Source organism: Armatimonadota bacterium (assembly GCA_016223145.1).
Lineage (GTDB): Bacteria > Armatimonadota > Fimbriimonadia > Fimbriimonadales > Fimbriimonadaceae > Nitrosymbiomonas.
Window position 1 is genome coordinate 16,958 of record JACRPN010000015.1, and the last position, 16,993, is coordinate 33,950.

14 protein-coding genes are annotated in these 16,993 nt (G+C 58.6%); 6 read left to right on the top strand and 8 right to left on the bottom strand.

Translation table 11 applies throughout. The features are described 5' to 3' along the window. The first annotated feature begins 101 nt into the window (after nucleotides 1–101). The 4 genes from nrdR (at nucleotide 102) to HZC36_14215 (ending at nucleotide 8,531) form a co-directional block, all read left to right on the top strand. Complete coding sequence (gene nrdR, locus HZC36_14200) at nucleotides 102–611, top strand: transcriptional repressor NrdR (GenBank protein MBI5708129.1); 510 nt, start codon at nucleotides 102–104, stop codon at nucleotides 609–611. Then, nucleotides 604–1,125, top strand: a complete 522-nt coding sequence (locus HZC36_14205; protein ID MBI5708130.1) for a four helix bundle protein — start codon at nucleotides 604–606, stop codon at nucleotides 1,123–1,125. Before nrdR ends, HZC36_14205 begins: the two co-directional genes overlap by 8 nt. A gap of 28 nt (nucleotides 1,126–1,153) precedes the next feature. Further along, nucleotides 1,154–5,104 (top strand): vitamin B12-dependent ribonucleotide reductase, encoded by a 3,951-nt coding sequence (locus tag HZC36_14210; protein MBI5708131.1) that lies wholly within the window; start codon nucleotides 1,154–1,156, stop codon nucleotides 5,102–5,104. A gap of 826 nt (nucleotides 5,105–5,930) precedes the next feature. Further along, nucleotides 5,931–8,531, top strand: coding sequence for a hypothetical protein (locus tag HZC36_14215; GenBank protein MBI5708132.1), 2,601 nt, complete (start codon nucleotides 5,931–5,933; stop codon nucleotides 8,529–8,531). A 355-nt stretch (nucleotides 8,532–8,886) separates the two neighbouring features. On the opposite strand, the gene HZC36_14220 is transcribed toward HZC36_14215, so the two are convergent. Next, on the bottom strand, nucleotides 8,887–9,402 hold the full coding sequence (locus HZC36_14220) for a ferritin-like domain-containing protein (protein MBI5708133.1): 516 nt from the start codon (nucleotides 9,400–9,402) through the stop codon (nucleotides 8,887–8,889). Between the two features lie 606 nt (nucleotides 9,403–10,008). Between HZC36_14220 and HZC36_14225 the strand changes: the two genes are divergently transcribed. After that, entirely contained in the window at nucleotides 10,009–10,314 is a 306-nt protein-coding gene (locus HZC36_14225) for a response regulator transcription factor (protein ID MBI5708134.1), read from the top strand. A 152-nt stretch (nucleotides 10,315–10,466) separates the two neighbouring features. Here HZC36_14225 and HZC36_14230 read toward each other — a convergent pair whose 3' ends face one another. From HZC36_14230 to HZC36_14260, 7 genes are all read right to left on the bottom strand, one after another. Further along, nucleotides 10,467–11,087 (bottom strand): response regulator transcription factor, encoded by a 621-nt coding sequence (locus tag HZC36_14230; protein MBI5708135.1) that lies wholly within the window; start codon nucleotides 11,085–11,087, stop codon nucleotides 10,467–10,469. A gap of 115 nt (nucleotides 11,088–11,202) precedes the next feature. Beyond that, entirely contained in the window at nucleotides 11,203–11,466 is a 264-nt protein-coding gene (locus HZC36_14235) for a hypothetical protein (protein MBI5708136.1), read from the bottom strand. Nucleotides 11,467–11,900: 434 nt separating this feature from the next. Next, nucleotides 11,901–12,806 carry a caspase family protein gene (locus tag HZC36_14240; GenBank protein ID MBI5708137.1) on the bottom strand — a complete coding sequence of 302 codons (906 nt, stop codon included), beginning with the start codon at nucleotides 12,804–12,806 and terminating at the stop codon, nucleotides 11,901–11,903. Nucleotides 12,807–13,507: 701 nt separating this feature from the next. Beyond that, nucleotides 13,508–14,464: a PEP-CTERM sorting domain-containing protein gene (locus HZC36_14245; protein ID MBI5708138.1), complete on the bottom strand. Its 957-nt coding sequence runs from the start codon at nucleotides 14,462–14,464 to the stop codon at nucleotides 13,508–13,510. Nucleotides 14,465–14,641: 177 nt separating this feature from the next. Then, nucleotides 14,642–14,908, bottom strand: coding sequence for a hypothetical protein (locus HZC36_14250; protein ID MBI5708139.1), 267 nt, complete (start codon nucleotides 14,906–14,908; stop codon nucleotides 14,642–14,644). Next, entirely contained in the window at nucleotides 14,905–15,444 is a 540-nt protein-coding gene (locus tag HZC36_14255; protein MBI5708140.1) for a sigma-70 family RNA polymerase sigma factor, read from the bottom strand. The genes HZC36_14250 and HZC36_14255 overlap by 4 nt, the downstream gene beginning before the upstream one ends. Further along, nucleotides 15,444–16,184, bottom strand: a complete 741-nt coding sequence (locus tag HZC36_14260; GenBank protein MBI5708141.1) for a spondin domain-containing protein — start codon at nucleotides 16,182–16,184, stop codon at nucleotides 15,444–15,446. The genes HZC36_14255 and HZC36_14260 overlap by 1 nt, the downstream gene beginning before the upstream one ends. Nucleotides 16,185–16,234: 50 nt before the next feature. On the opposite strand from HZC36_14260, the gene HZC36_14265 reads away from it, so the two are divergent. Then, nucleotides 16,235–16,669: a hypothetical protein gene (locus HZC36_14265; GenBank protein MBI5708142.1), complete on the top strand. Its 435-nt coding sequence runs from the start codon at nucleotides 16,235–16,237 to the stop codon at nucleotides 16,667–16,669. The last annotated feature ends 324 nt before the right edge of the window (nucleotides 16,670–16,993 follow it).

Consider the following 16,993-nt stretch of genomic DNA (forward strand, 5'->3'; position numbering starts at 1 on the left):
CCGTTGGAAAACCGGTCGACGGAAATTGCCGAAAAAAGTTGGTGCTACCCCACCGCTTGTGTCGTATAATGACATGCACCCCAAAATATGGGATCTGAGAGATGAAGTGTCCGTACTGCGGTTTCGACGATCAAAAGGTTCTGGACTCTCGTCCGGCCCGCGACGGCGAAGCGATTCGAAGAAGGCGTGAATGTCTGAAGTGCGCCCGAAGATTCACGACGTTCGAGGCGCCGGAAAGGCCGCGTCTTTTCGTCATCAAGCGCGACGGCACCTACGAGGATTTTCAGCGCGAGAAGGTCCTGAACAGCATGATCATCGCCTGCCGCAAACGGCCCGTCACCATGGACCGCCTGCGCGCCGCCAGCGAGTGGATCGAGCGCGACCTCTTCTCCGAGTTCGAGGAGGAGGTCGAGACCAAGGTCATCGGCGAGCGCGTTATGGAGCACCTGCGTTTCATCGACCAGGTGGCCTACGTACGGTTCGCGAGCGTGTACCGAGAGTTTCAGTCGATTGAGGAGTTTCGGGAGCTTGTTGAAAGCGTGGGGATCGAGGTCCGAGGTCCGAGGTCCGAGGTCCGAGGAGCGGAAGCTGAGGTGCCAAACGGTGGATGAACCGAGCGGCAAGAGACACACGCCGATGGAGGAATTGGACTTCTTCGTTAGGCTCGAAGCCATATTGGACGAGATGTGGGATCAAGTCGTGACTTGGGACTGGTTCGCCAAACGTGTCGTGGGAGTTCAGATGATGAGCGCGGCCGACAGCATCGCAGCAAATCTGGTGGAAGGTGACGGGCGATTCGGCGAAGCAGACGCGGTCAGGTTCTTTCGCATCGCCAGAGCGTCGCTTCAGGAAGCAGTTCGATGGATCAAGCGCGCTCACCGGCGAAAGCTTATTGAGATCTGCACCCGGGACGCATGGGTTGACCAGTTGAGCCAAACCTCGAGGGTCATCAGCAAGCTGATCAGCTACAGGCAGGAATTCACATCGGGAAACAGAGTCAGGGAGGACCGAATGCGCTATGGGGATATCGAAGTCGATCCGGACTTCGAGCCTTCTGGATCCAATCCAAACGTCGGCCCTCAGACCTCAGACCTCGGACCTCGGACCTCGGACCTGAAATGTTGAGGGCAATCACCATCACGGAGGATATGGAATGAAGATCAAGCGTTATTACACGACGGCTGGCCAGAGCGCCTACGACGGCATCACTTTCGAACCGCGGAGGAGCGAGATCCGCAACCCGGACGGAAGCACCGTGTTCCTGATGGAGAACGTCATGGTGCCGGAGCATTGGTCGCAGGTGGCCACCGACATCCTGGCGCAGAAGTATTTCCGAAAGGCCGGTGTCCCCGCCGATCGTGCCGACGCTTGGAAGAAGGAACACCCGGGCGCCGCGTCCGAAGCCGAAGCAACTCTCTTGGACGTCGCCGAAACCAATCCAAAGTCCGGAGCCAATCCTCAATCCGAAATCTCCCAGAGTCCGCGCCTCACGGACCGCAATCCGAAATCCGGGACGAATCCGAAATCCGCAATCCGAAATCCGCAATCCGGCGAAGTGGACTCCCGCCAGGTATTTCACCGTCTTGCCGGATGCTGGCGCGCCTGGGGCGAGGAATTCGGCTACTTCGACTCGCCCGAAGACGCGAAGGCCTTCTATGACGAGCTGATCCACATGCTCGCCAAGCAGATTTCCGCGCCGAACAGCCCCCAGTGGTTCAACACCGGGCTCTACTTTGCCTACGGCATCGACGGCCCGGCGCAAGGACACTGGTACATCAACCCCAAAACCGGCAAGCAGACCGCCAGCACGAACGCCTATGAGCGCCCTCAACCCCATGCCTGCTTTATCCTGAGCGTCAGCGACGACCTGGTCAACCCTGGCGGCCTGATGGACCTCTGGACCCGCGAGGCGCGCATCTTCAAGTACGGCTCCGGCGTCGGCACGAACTTCTCCAAGGTGCGCGGCGAGAATGAGTCCCTCTCCGGCGGGGGCAAATCCAGCGGCCTCATGAGCTTCCTCAAGGTCGGCGACCGCTCGGCCGGCGCCATCAAATCCGGCGGCACAACCCGCCGCGCGGCGAAGATGGTCTGCCTGGACGTCGACCACCCGGACATCGAGACCTTCGTCCGGTGGAAGGTGATCGAGGAGCAGAAGGTCGCTGCGCTTGTCGCCGGCTCCCAGATCAACCAGCGGCACCTAAACGCCGTGATGAAGGCGTGCCATCTGGGTGACTCCGATTCCCCAATCCAAAATCCAAAATCCGAGATCCAAAATCGACTCGATCCTCGTTCCAACCCCGCCCTCCGCAAATCCATCGCGGAGGCCAAGCTCGCCGGTGTGCCGCTGAACTACATTCAGCGCGCCATCCAACTCGCCGAGCAAGGCTTCACGAGCATCGAATTCCCCACCTACGATACCGGCTACGAATCGGAGGCCTACGTCACCGTCAGCGGCCAGAACTCCAACAACTCCGTTAGGATTCCTAACGCGTTTTTTGAGGCTGTCGAGGGTGATAGCGACTGGAAGCTGATCCGCCGGACAGACGGCAAAGTGTCCAATACCCTGAAGGCCCGAGAGCTTTGGGACGACATCTGCTATTCCGCCTGGAACTGCGCCGACCCCGGCATCCAATACGACACCACCATCAACGAGTGGCATACCTGTCCCGCCGACGGCCGCATCAACGCCAGCAACCCCTGCAGCGAATACATGTTCCTCGACGACACCGCCTGCAACCTGGCATCGTTGAACCTGATCACGTTCTACAACGCTGAGACCGGCGCCTTCGATATCGAGGGCTATAGGCACGCCATCAAGCTTTGGACGGTGGTGCTGGAAATCAGCGTGCTCATGGCGCAGTTCCCCAGTAAGGAGATCGCGCAGCTCAGCTACGACTTTCGAACGCTGGGCCTCGGCTACGCAAACCTAGGCGCCCTACTCATGCAGCTAGGAATCCCGTACGATAGCGCTCAGGGCCGCGCAATCACCGGCGCGCTGACCGCCATCCTCGGCGGCGAGAGCTATGCCGCGAGCGCCGAAATGGCAAGGGAGATCGGAACATTCCCTAGGTTTGCTAGCAATAGAGACAGCATGCTGCGGGTCATTCGCAACCACCGCCAGGCGGCCTACAATGCCACGAAGGACCAGTACGAGGGGCTCAGCATCACGCCAGTCGGCATCGATCCGGACGAGTGCCCCACGGACCTTCTGAAAGCGGCCCGCGAAGCCTGGGACCGCGCCTTGCAGCTTGGCGAGGCGCATGGCTACCGAAATGCGCAGGTCACCGTGCTCGCCCCGACAGGCACCATCGGCCTGATCATGGACTGCGACACCACGGGCATCGAGCCCGATTTCGCGCTGGTCAAGTTCAAGAAGCTTGCCGGCGGCGGCTATTTCAAGATCGTCAACCAGTCGGTGCCGATCGCGCTCAGGCGCCTGGGCTACACGCAGGAGCAGATCGAGGACGTGGTGGCCTACTGCGTCGGGCGGGCGACGCTGGCCGGAGCGCCGCACATCAACCACGAGACTCTGAAGGCCAAGGGCTTCACTAAAGAAGCGATCGACAAGGTGGAGAAGACGCTCGCCAACGCCTTCGAGATCCAATTCGCGTTCAACAAGTACACGCTCGGCGAGGACTTCTATAAGGACTATCTCGGCATCCCTGAAGAGCTTCTCAACGACTGGAGCTTCAGTCTGCTAGAACACCTAGGCTTTAGCAAGCAGCAGATCGAGGAAGCGAACGAATTCGTCTGCGGCACCATGACCATCGAGGGCGCGCCGCATCTGAAGCTCGAGCATTACCCCGTGTTCGATTGCGCCAACAAGTGCGGCAAGAAGGGCCAGCGCTACATCACCGCCGATGGCCACATCCGCGGCATGGCCGCGGCGCAGCCGTTCCTGTCCGGTGCCATAAGCAAAACCATCAACCTTCCCTCGCATGCCACGATCGAGGAGGTCGGCGCGGCTTACTGGCTCTCCTGGCAGCTTGGGCTGAAGGCCAACGCGCTTTATCGCGACGGCAGCAAGCTCAGCCAGCCGCTCAACGCCGGCACCGACGATGCCGCCGCTGCGATTCTGGAGGCGAGCCTGGAGGAAGGGGACCAGGTTGTCGGGTTATCAGGTCTTCAGGACCCCGAACACACAACACCTGAGCACCTGAACACCCAGGACCCGGTCTACCAAGCCGCCCAAAAGCTCGTCTACCGCTATATCGCCAAGCGGCGGGCCATGCCCGCGCGGCGCAGGGGCTACACCCAGAAGGCGCGCGTCGGAGGCCACAAGGTCTACCTGCGCACCGGCGAATTCCAGGATGGCTCGCTTGGCGAGATCTTTATCGATATGCACCGCGAGGGCGCCGCGTTCCGCTCCCTGATGAACTGCTTCGCCATCGCGATCTCGCTGGGCCTGCAATACGGCGTGCCGCTCGAGGAGTTCGTCGAGGCGTTCGTGTTCACGCGCTTCGAGCCGAACGGCATGGTCCAGCTCCACGACAACATCAAGATGTCGACCTCGGTCATCGACTACATCTTCCGCGAGCTGGCGCTTTCGTACCTCGGCCGCACCGACCTGGTGCAGGTGAAACCCGAGGACATCCGGCACGATACGCTTGGCCGCCCTGAGCAGCTTCCGGACTATGAGGAAGAAGAGGATGCGGGCGAGATCGCCACGCCGGTCATCCCGGGCCTGGCCTGGGAGGATCACGACAGCAACGGCTATGGCAAGACCCGGGAACAGGTCGTCGCCGGCCCGAACACGCCTCCGGGAGCGGAGACGGTCTTGGGTCCGAGGCCCGAGGTCCGAGGCCCGGAGGGAGCAGGTCAGAGGTCTGAGGTCCGAGGCCCGGGGTCCGGAGAGGTCGCAGGTCGCGGGCCGCAAGCCGCAGGCATGGCGGTTGCGGCTCCGGATTCGTCAATCGTCAATCGTCCATCGTCCATTACCTCGGACCTCAGACCTCAGACCTCGGACCTCTCAGAGAAGATCCGCGAAGCCCGCTTGAAGGGCTACGAGGGCGACCCCTGCACCGAGTGCGGCAGCTTCACCCTGGTAAGGAACGGCTTCTGCCTCAAGTGCAACACGTGCGGGGCAACGAGCGGGTGTAGTTAGCAACTCTTTGATAAGTGAACCGTGTGGACTGACGACAGAAACAAGATTTCGGAATGGCTACTAAGCCTGAGCCCGCATAGTCTGGCTTACCCATACCGGGCCCTAGTTGAGTTGTCTCACATGGACGGATTTCCATGCGCAGCCGAGCTTTCGTGTCATTGTGGCCGGGAGATCATCAACACAATCGTGCGGCTACATGTGGGCCCTTCTCCAAATGACTCAACTAAGGCACTGAAGAGAATTGAAAATGCTTGGCTCCCTCGCCTTGATCAATACAATCCAGAATCTGATCCTACCGCATTGTCCCCTGTAGACGGGACCGTAGAAGTTACGGCTGAACAAGAGCAGTCCGTTCTAGCTTTCTTGAATGCAAAAGCCACCGCTGATACACACGCAAGACGAATAGACGAAATGTTCTCCAGGAAATTTGGTGCCCTGGGAAAGCCACGTGCCGCATCTCAACTCCTCTCCCTTCACACTGAATTCGTAAGGCTGACCCACTTTGACCATGATCGTTCGGCGGCAAATCTCACATTCGTTTGTGAACTCCTTGCCCAACTCGAGCAAATACTCTTACAACTGTCGATGCCATCCGCTACGCAAAGGATCCAAAACGTAGATGCGCTCTTACTCGAAGCCAACCAATAGTCAGGTCAGATCGGCTCTCGACTCCCTCATTCTAGAGCAGGAGCATAGACGATTCTTTAATGGTCTCACCAATCCCAATTGGCTGGTTCCGTTGCGAGATGAGCATGTGTTCTCCAATCCAAGCAGGCCAGCAAAGGGCGATTCTGACGAGAGCACGTACTTTCCTGCTTGGCACCCAATGGCGTACCTGCAATCGGTATCTCAATACGAAGACTTAGAAGTACAAACGACGCTTGCCGAGATACTCTGTGAGATGGACTTGGACGGTCATCTCTTTTTGCAGCATGATCGGGCCGTGATTGCGCAGAGACTTCCCCCAGAATTGGCAGCCCGCATTTCGGTTGAGATCTCGAAGTGGATCAGGTCGCTTGACTCAATCCCGATGCACATCGAAGATGCATTCGTCGATCTCTCGTTAAAGCTTTATCAAGAAGGAGCAGCAACTGAGGCCCATAACCTAATCTGGTCCGTTCTTCATTCCCTGCCCCCTCGAAGTGCACCTGGAGAGCGCGTTTTCAACAACCGCACTCGCTTCAGAGTAGACGGATTCAGCTATTCGCGCGCCCTTTCGAAGGTGTTTCCCGAAATGCTCAAGGCAGAAGGCATTAGCTGCCTTAGAGCCCTGTGTGCGGCTCTCGGCAGAATTCTCGATTTCGATTACTCGGCCGCATCTAAGGAGGAGGGCTTGGACTTCTCTGGAACATGGCGTTGCAGGATCTCCGAAGACGAAACTCCGCCCAGACATCAGCCGAAGGAAGAGTTGGTTTCAAAGATCCGCGATGCCGCGTTTCATCTTGGGCATGTCGAACTTCAGCCTGTCGTTGAACTGCTTCGGGCCAATCGCTGGGAGATATTTGCGCGAATTCTTAGGCATGTCTTGTCGCAGTTTCCCGAGGCTCCGCTAGAGTTAGTCGAGCCGCACATTGACATCAATCAATTGCTCCGTGATAATTCAATGTCTCCTGAGACCTGGGAGATGGTGTCAAGTCACTGGAAGCGCCTGCCATCTCCATTCCGCACTCAGCTACTCAGGGCCATCAGCGAAGGCCCCGAAATCGGTGACTGGCCCGAACGATATAAGGAACATAATGGCCATGATCTTCCGGACTCCGTAAGAGATGCATACGCTTTGAGATGGCAATGCGAGAGAACCCAGTGGATCTCGAGTGCTGTCAATGACGACGAGCGTGCGATCGTACAGCGGGCGATCGACTCCATCGACACATTCAGAGCCAATGTCGCTGAAGAGCCGAAAGGGGTCTTTCATCCCACTAGTCCAAAGAATAGCCAGGAGCTCTCTGCAATGTCTGACAACGATCTTATCCAATACATGTCTGAATGGAGCAGTGACGATCAGAAGTACTGGTATGACCGTCATGCACTTCTTGCTGAGTGGAAAGACGTTGTATCTTCTTCGCCAGTTCGAATACTGGAACTTGGCGAAAGGTTGCCATTGCTCCCGCTAGACGCGAGAAGTGCTGCTATCGACGCGTTCGAGCAGCTGGTAAGGCAAGGGAAACTGTTCCCTGTGGATCCAGCATTGGACTTCGTCGTCGAAACCGTTCACTCCGAACCTAACGATAAAAGCGACGTGAATCACCGAGCACTGAACTTTATCGAGTCCATTATGCAAAAGGGTGTTGCCGTGGCAGGCAACGCACAACGGGACAGGGTGTGGCAGATTATTAATCGTGTAGCTCAGATTCCATCTCCCAACCAAGTGTACGAGGAAGATTACGGCCCTCCAAATATGAATTGGACTATGTTGGCTCTTAACACCACGCGACCTCGAGCGATATATGTCGCAATTCGGTACGCTTTATGGATAAACGGTCACTTAATTGACGATCCCATGGATCCCAATCACATTCATTTGCCGGATGAAGTTAGAGAGCTCCTAACTGCTGCTGCGTCAGATTCGTCCCATGCAGTCCGAGCTCCATTCGGGGAGTTTCTACCTTGGCTCGCAAAAATGGATGAAAGATGGCTGCTCTCTGTACTAGGAGAACTACTACCGGAAGATTCGGAACGCGGAACATATTTTGACGCCTGTTGGGAAGGCTACGTCTGTTATTCCTCCTATTTCGATGACAGTTTTATGTTGCTTCGCGAAAAGTACCGAACAGCAATTGCCCTGCAAGACTTTGAGGGTGATTCACACGAGGACAGGCCAGCGCTTGGTACAGCTAGCCATATTCTTATTGCCTTCCAGCGGGGGCTTGAGGACTTGTCGGAAGAGAGCCTCATGTCAGGCTTGCTCGCAAAGGCAAGCTCAAAGTTCATTGCAGATCTACTAACGAACCTTGGAAGAGGCTATCGAGACCGCAAAGAAATCATGCCGAATGTCATTGCAAGGCTTGTTGAGTTGTGGCAATACATTAAGGAAAGGATTGTCCCACTACACTCGCTCGAAGATCAGACATGGATTTTTGAAGCCTTCACCACCTGGTTTACTTGCAACATTTTTGATCGCTCCTGGAAGCTAGAGCAATTTGAAGATGCGCTACAGAAAATGAAAGCCGTATCTGACATTCCTGAAGTCATTAAGGTTCTCTCGTCGTATGCATCGGAACAACCAACTGGAGTGGCCACGTCCCTTACCTTTGTAGTGTCAAGGCCGGTGAGAGACTGGTCGCTCAGCATAGCAAGCGACGAAATCGCAGAACTATTGTCCAATCTTGAGAATTCCAGTGTCGACGCAGCGAGGACCAAGGCACGTGAGGCGAGAGACGAATTGGTTCGACGTGGTCACCTAGACTTCGTACCCAAAGCGCAATGAACCTGTTACCCATCCGGCGAGCCACGCTTCGCGTGGGTTCCCCTCGTTCCCCTTCTTCGGGTGGCTACGCACTTCAGTGCGTTGGGATTGGGGGAGCGCCCGAGAGCTCGTGCCGCCGTTCGCAGGCCATCTGTTTCAGGTCTCGGGTGCCACCCCGCTTTAGCGGGGTGTCCGAGGGCAGCGCCCGACAATTCCACAAACTCCCCAAAGCCCCAGCACCCGAAGATGCTGAGGCAGACAAAGCTCGGAGACTGGAAAGGGCCGCCTGGTCATCTCACCCCGGATGAGGCCGGAGGCCATCGGTGCCCAAAGCCGCAGCTTCAAAGCGTCGCCTAACGTGAGCCGCCCAAACGGCCTACACCGCGGCTCCCACAGGCTGTTGGGCGACCCTCGCATTGATCATGAACTCCGCGAGCACGGTCAGCGCCTGGTCCGCGCGGGCCTCTTCGTCCAGGGTCTCCTGCAAGAGCCTCGCCTGGTCATCGTGTCCAACCAGCCGCGCGAAGGTTCGACAGGTTCCATAGCCGGCGATTTCGTAGTGCTCGACCTTTTGAGCGGCGGCGATCAGCGCGACGTCGAGAAGCTCCGGATTCTCGATGTCTGCAAGGAGCTCTTCGGTTTCCAGGATCAGCCCCTTCATGGCGGCACAGGGATGCCCGTTCGGGCTCTCACCCAGCATCTTGAAGATCCCTTCCAGTCGGCTGACGTGCACTTCCGTTTGCTTCAGATGCTCTTGTAACGCGGTCTTGAGCTCTGGGCATTTCGCTGCGGATGCGACCTTTGGAAGGGCCTTGACGAGCTGTGTTTCAGCACTATAAAGATCTCGCAGGCTCATGGTGTAGAGCTCATGCATGGTGGCGACTTTTGACATTTTGAATGCTCCTTGAAAACCGGAATTGCGGGTCCGGGTGCAGGTCAACTTCGAGGCACCGACGCGCCCGATTGGCCCGTGCCGTTCGTTCTCGCTTACGAGTGTCCCATCCAGGTGATGCACGGACAAGTCATGGCTTTGTCGTCCGTCGCTTTATGTCATCGATTGTCCATACGAAACCGCCTCATCCAAGCAGCCTCGGGTGACGGGCAGGCTCCCGTCGGGCGGGTCAGCAGGAGGGATGTAGAGTCCAGCAGCCAGGCCCCGCCCACCGCTGTCCCGCCGGTCCCCTGTCCAAGACTCCATGTCCATCGTTCCATAGACATCATCTCAAAGACTTGTGCCGCACCCCTGATAGGGGCACAATGCCTTTGTACAAACATGACACGTGTACCGGGCCTTGCGGGAGAGGAGAGGATACTCTTGAAGCTGAATCTGCCCCGATTCCATACCGATGGCGATGCAGGCTGAGTTCATTGACCTTCATGGGCGCCCGATCCAGGCGATTGGGCGCCACCTTCTTGATTCTTTCGATATTTGACCTTGAGCTCTGCGGCTGTGCTCTGTCGGCACGGACTGCAGCACTAACCCAATAAGGGGACCAGAATGGCATATTCAATCGATCAAAGTACTCTTTCATCGCTTCAAGGAGACGAAGCTCCGAAGTCCTTCAAGCTCACGACACGCGAGCTCGAGGTGCTGGCTGAGATCGCCAAGGGGTCCAGCAGCAAGGAGGCAGGCGACGCCCTGTTCCTATCGAAGCGCACGATCGACTTCCATCTGTCGAGCATCTTCCTGAAGCTCCACGCTTCCAATAGGGTTCACGCCCTAAGGGTGGCCCAGGACATGGGGCTCATGTTTGAAGCCCCAACAGCCGATGGCCACCACAAGCGCCCAATCACTTTGGCCTGAGCGAGCCCGAACTCTCTGGTCCAGTGGTTCTACCTCGATGCGGTCCTTTGCAGCGACGCGCTAAGAGTCCTGCCTGAATGGCTTGGCTCTGTGCGCGTCGCTGTTGCCGGAAGACGTCCTTGTTGGTTTGCGATCACCTGCGGCAGGATTCCCTACTCGCCCACGTAGTTCATGATCCCGATACAGCCCATGATTTCGTGGCTCTCATCTCGCAATGGGAGGGCCTTTAGGATCATCTTGCTAAACTCGCCCTCAAGGCGAACGGTCGATTCCTTCCCCTTCAATGCACTCAAGTGCATGGCGATCGGAGGGTGGTTGGGGTCTTCGCTCTTAAAGATCTCATAAACCGTCTTGCCAACCTCCCACAGCACGCCGAAATGCTCTTTGGGCATGACTCCGTTGGCGATCATGGAGATCCGCAGCTTCAGATCGGTCGCCCAAACGGTCGACTGGATCTGCTCCATCGCAAGCTCCAAGAGGCCCAGCGAAGCGCGCAGCTCCAAGAGGTCGTGCTCGCGTTTCGCGATGTGTTCAGCCAGGCCTTCTCGATCCACGTTTGCCGCTCGCAGCGCCAGCTCGGCGCGATCACTGATGACCTTGGCGACGGAGTCGGTCCGGCCCACGCCCCCGGCCTTGAGCCGGATGCGCAGCCAGTAGGTGTTGACAGTGCCTATACTAACGCCCAACGTGTGGGCAATCCCCTCGTTGGTGTATCCCTTAGTTGCCAGTTCAACGATTTCGGATTCTCTCGGTGAGAGTTGGATGTTGCTCATCAGGAATCGAGCCCCTTCCTCTGTTTGTTTATCCTAATTGTTGGCGCAAGCGCAACTGGCCGAAAAATCAGTCTGACCGCTCTCAGAGGTACCTTCTGTACCTAGGGTTGTGCCGTCAATGCTCTTGTGTCACGTTGAGACGCTTTAAGACTGCGGAAACCATCGCGTGCCGGATGATCCCATCCGCGAGGTCGTCGCTATCCGAACTATACTCGCCCGCATCAACGCGCTCCTTAAGTCCGTTCAAGACGGCATCAGGGTTCGGTGTGTTCAGCAGGATGAGTAGGTCCTCAACCAGCTTTTGGTCCATTGTCCCGTCCTTATTGGCTGCAATGGAGTGCTCCATATAGATCACCATGCCCCATGATGCGGCTCCCATACAAGTCGGTTCTTTGGCTGTCCGCTATTCCATGGACAGTAAATGTCTGGTGCAGCCCAAGTCGCGCTGACCCCAAGTCCCTGCTTTGGGCGCGATCAAGTGACGCGCGTCGCGCGAATCCGGCTATGGAGCAACGGCCGATCCCGGGCGATGCGCAACGCCGTCACCGGGAGCCCTGGGGCAGCCCGCGTGTGTCCGAGGAGCACCGCAAGTTGACATCTTCTCCTCCAAAGCACTTAGGGGCGTGAACCTCTTTACAGCCTCTGCTGCGTGTTCAACATCCATTCCCAATGTACTCATTTTCCAGAAGTGAAGGGAGATTTGGAGGATTTCGAGGACGAGGTAGGCGCCCATTCACCCTTAGCCCGGGTACCGGGTGCGGTATGCCGGCTGCAAGTGGGTGCCACCCCGCTTGAGCGGGGTGTATAGGGCGCCTACTTCTTCGGAAAGAACATGAATTGCCCCTCTCCCAGGGTCTTCCAGACCGGGATCTGGCGCATTTTCATGAGTTCTGCGACGTCGCGGCGGATGTTCGGCAGAAGGTCGCTCACCAGATAGGGCCTTCCGCCTGCCGCTTCCTTCTTGCAGTGCTTCAGCATCGTCTGCGTCAACGCCCCGCCGCCGATCTTGGGCACCTCGTAGGAGCTTTCGAAGCTCATGCTGGAGAGCAGAATCACCGTCCCAGGCGCAGCCAGAAACTTCTTGAGCGCCTCTTCCGGCCAGGTGGAGACCTTGATGATCCCGCCTCCGGCATGGCAGCAGTCGAAGACGATCAGCTTGTGCTTCGGCGGCGACTTCTGTACGGCCTCGATCAGCCCCTCAAGCGGCACCTTTTCGATGGTGACCTGCGGCTCGCCCGAGACCCCGTCCCTATCCACCGAGGGATAAATGAACGAAGCCTCGCTGCCGGACGGAAAAAGACCCTCCGAGGAGCCTGTCGTCAGCACGCCATGCCCGCCTACATAAAACACGAGACACGTCTCGGCGGGTAGCGAATAGAGCCCCGCGATCGCCTTGAAAAGCGACGACTTCGAGACGTCCTTTCCGAGGAGCATCTGGATGTCGCCTGCGGGATAGCCGCTTGAGAGCAGGAACTCCCGTATCGCCTTGGCATCGCTCTCTGCGAAGTTCAGGTTGTTGAGCGATGGAGGCTCGTCGCGATTGGCGGTGATCACTTCGAGCGAGGCCCCACTTCCCTTCGTGTAGTTGTCTACGCCGATCAGGACGGCGTGCGCCCGCTTGTAGCCCGCAGCGGCGATCTCCTGTGAGACCTCGACGCCCCGCGCCTGGCCCACGTCTTGGGCCAGAAGGTTAAGGGCCAGCACCGCAGCGACCAGCATGATCTAATTATGGGTGCGCGCTTGCCAAATTGGACGTTAAGGGGGTGCGCCGCGGCCCGACCTTTGGGAAGTGGCAACAATCTATATTGCCAGATCCACTGCCAGGCCCCACACGGCTCACTCCATTTTCAGCGAATTCCTGGTTGCTCCCTATTGCCCTGGCACTTGTGGGGGCCGGGTTGGTGCGCACCTTCATGGCCACAAGCGCCGGCAATGCAGAGCACTTTCGTCCCGCACACCGGGCAAGCAGGCGCGATCTGACAAAGGTGTTTCTTGGGGTACGTGTGCCCACCTCCATGCCCGCACTTGAGCAAGCACCTTCGCTTTGCACCACATACCTCGCACTTGGCCTCGCGGCTGCACGGATGCTCGGCGGCCGAGTGGGAGTCTCTGCGTTGGAAGCCTGGGTGCTGGCTCGGCAGGATGCACCGGAGAAGTCTATGGCAGCCGGAACATGTGAAGTACCGCCTGCAGGTTTCAAAGCCGCCGGCAAGGCTCGGACCGCTGGCCCAAGCCATGAACAGCGCCATCAGCACCACGGACAGATGTGCTTTTGAGAAACGGACGGCAATCTTGTGCATTTCCAGGCGCCTCCTGCACGGATGCAGTCATTTACAGGACCCTGATTGCAGCCGGCTGGTTCCCAGGCGCTGGCTACCAGACATCCAACTCATAGTCCCGATGGACTCTGTCCCTGCCCGTCACCCGGCTTTGTAGCGCCTCCTCAGCATAGCTGCGCAGCCAAGTACAAGTGCAGCCATAGTTCCCGGCTCGGGCACCAAGTTCAGCTCGTGCAGCTCGACCCCTGCGGTATCGCAGCGCAGGCTTAAACTCGCCGTGTTCGAGAAGTCGGCGTTCGAGAATATCTCGAAGGGTCCAGGGACCTTCGCCGTCGCGCGAATCCGGTAGTTCACCTGGAACGGGGTGTTGGCGGGAGCGTCGAATACGTCGTTGAAGCCCTCCAAATAGTTCAGGTCGAACATCTTGTCCTGATCCCCGCGCACCGTCGATTCCAGCGTGTTCGTGGTGTCGGACCAGGCGCCTACCCAGCCGGCATCCGAAAAGCTGCCGCCGCCGACGCTGAACGACGTGGACAGACCCGAACCTCCGCCGAGGGTTGCGCCGATATCCAACACGTTGAACGCGAAATCGGCGATGTCCACTTTGATGTCGATGCTTGCAAAGGCCTCGTCGGTGTAATACGCGGTGAAGAGCCAGCCTTCCAAGAAGTAGTGAATGTCGATCGGAATCGGGTCCGAACTGGCCGAAGTCGCCATCCACCAGGATTGGACCTCGACGGTCGTCTCGGCAAAGCAGTCCTCGGGCGGGTCGTTCCCTGGGCTCCAGCCGCCCGCCCTTGCAAAAAGGTGCTCCTGGCCCGGGTGAAAGACCTCGCCCCACGCGTTGGACTCGTCGTAGCAGGTGGTCCTGTCGCTTCGGCCGATCCCCGTGTCGCCCCCGACGATCGCGCTGCTCTGAGCCATCGTGTGTGCTGGGTTGCTTGAGAACGGCGAGGCTTCATAGCCTGTGTTCACGCCTCCGTTCAGACCCTGATAATAGGCGTTGGTCGTCACTCGAACGAAGGACTGCTGTGTCGCTATTGCCGAAGAAAACACGGCAAGCGCGGCCAAAATGGCAAGGTTTCGCAAAGATTTCAATAAAACCCCCTAAGAACCTCCCCTCAAAACTGGGATGGCTCCCCTGCTCCGGCTGATGAAGCCGAGTATCTGGCATCTTACGACAGAACGCAGCAAGGATACGAGTACGAATTACCAGGTTTTGAAGCGTCGCCGGTCAGCGAACTGAAGGAGGTCGGGGAGCGGAGATCGTCTGCGCTACGGCCGGCTCTCCTCCTTCCAATCGCCTTCGAGCAGCTTTTCGATGACCTCCGGAGGAGGATCGGCGGGGCGCGTCTCCTTCACCCTTTTGAGCATGGCCTCCAGGCTCTCAAGGAAGCGCCGGCATGGACCGCAACGCAGGACGTGCGCCATCGCATATAGGCGCTTGAATCCCTTCAGCCTTCCTTCGGCCTGCCCGTGGAGCATGTTCACCATGAACGTGCATGGCTGGTCGTGGTCGTGTTTGTGAAAAAGCCTTTTCATGGCGCCTCCGTGTCGATGGGGATCGTCTCAGCGAGCGCGTTTCTGAGCATGTGTCGCGCGCGATGGAGTCTTGAACTCAAGGTTCCAAGTGGGATGTCGAGGATGGTGGCGGCTTCCTTGTAGGGGACCTCTTCCACGTCGCATAGGACCAGCGCCTCCCGGAATTCCAGCGGCAGATTCCCGATCTCTTCGTTGATCTGTTCCAGCGCAATCCGCCGCATGGCCTGGGCCGAGACCGGCATGTGGTGGCAGACCGCATTTGCCATAGCCTCCGGGGGCTCCAGGACCAGGGACTTGCGCCGAACCTCTTGCAAGTGCTCGTTCCGCAACACCTTGAGCATCCACGCCCGCGCGTTTTGGCCGTCGAACCGGTCCCACCCCTTGGCACATTGAAGCAGCGCCCGGCCGACGAGGTCCTCAGGATTCCCGCGCGGCCCTGTCAGGCGCGTCGCAAAGCGGTAGAGGATGGGCAGTTCCCGCCGAACCGCCGACTCAAGGGAGTCGGCGGCAGCGGGAGCGTAGGTTCGAGTGGGCATCAGGAGGCTTTCGCCTTCCTCCTAAGGATGAGCCCGGCTCCAAGGGCCAGAGCGGCGATGCTCGAGGGCTCAGGAACGGGCAGGACGGTCACGGTCGCCAGGTGCGTGTCGTTCGACCAATCGGGCAGGGCCTGCCAACTGTCGCCGTAACCCGAGACGATGGTCTCGTGCACGCGGATAGCTGAGTTGGAGTCCGGTGTGTTCCCCGAGCCGCCCAACGCTGCAAGATCGGCCATATTCTGCGTGTTCTCCTCGGTGCCCGCATCCCAAGCGCGAGCCCCATAGATGTTGACGCTGAAGCCCGTTGGAGTGGAGCCCTCAAACAAGTTGAGGCCCATCGAACTCAAGCTTTCACCGATGAATCCGTCGTTGGTCTTGCCAAGCATCGAAGCGAACTGAAAGTAGCCGTGAGAGACGTCGGCGCTGATGTTCGCCGTGCGCGTCTGGCCTGGCAGCAGCGGCCCGCCGCTCAGCGTGCCAAAGGCTTGCACCGAGGATCCCGCGGCGGCAGCGATGCCAAGCATGGTTGTGGCGTTGCCGGTTTCGGCGATCCTCTTGATGCCCGCAGAGGCAGGGCTCCCGAAGGCGAAGATGTCGAACGACGCGTCGCTGACCGACCAGAAAAGGGGGCTGAGCGGCTGGGGGCCGTGGTTTTCCCAGATGATTTGGAAATTGGCGGCGCCGGCGAGCGGAATAGCCGCCAAGGTTGCAGCGGCAGCAGCGAGTTTTGAAAGTTTCACGATGTGTTTTCCTCCGAATCAAAAAGTGCTTCCGCGATTGGATGCACACGGTGAATGAAAATGCTGACGGCGCTTTGAAACTTCCCGACGATTGGCAAGAAGCCGTCAAAACCACCTGCCTACTCGCCGAATTGATCGACGGCACTTGGCGCCGCGCAAAGCTCCTCTCCATGGCCGACGGCAACCAAATGCTCGCCGAAGCGCTGGCGCTGGTCGGGCGGGGCAAGGTGTTCTACGACGAGCCGCGCGAGTTCTGGAAGATAATGGGCAAGGGCGGCACGTTCGGCGAGGCGTGGAAGCGGTATTTCCAGGTGGAGTCGGCGGACGCCCGGCCGGCGCAGGACGGCATCGGCCGCAAGCGAAGCACCTTCTGGAGCCTATTGGGCGACTTCACGCTGAGGTTGCCGGAGGGGTTGGTGAATCCTGGGCAGGGAGGCAAGCAAGGGAGTGGCCGCCGAACTTGCTGTGCCAAAGAGCCGTGCTGATTCCAATGACACCACCCTAAATGGTGGAGCCACCCAAAGATCATATCCTGGGTACCCCCACCCGAATGGGTGGCCCGCCGGGGGCGAAGTAGCAGCCACGGAGTGCCACAGCGGCGAATGACCTGTAGGTCGAGATCCGGGCCGGGGGACAGGAATACCGGAAGCACGGGTAGGGCTGGTAGAGCTTTTCGGGACGCCTGCAAGGAACGCGAGAAACCAGGCAGGGACCCTCCCCGAGCGCCTGACCCGTCGTCCCTGGCCGGGGGCGCGCTTCAACGATTCAGGAAGTCTCTCGGGCCACTTCCCGCGAGAGAACTCGAAAAC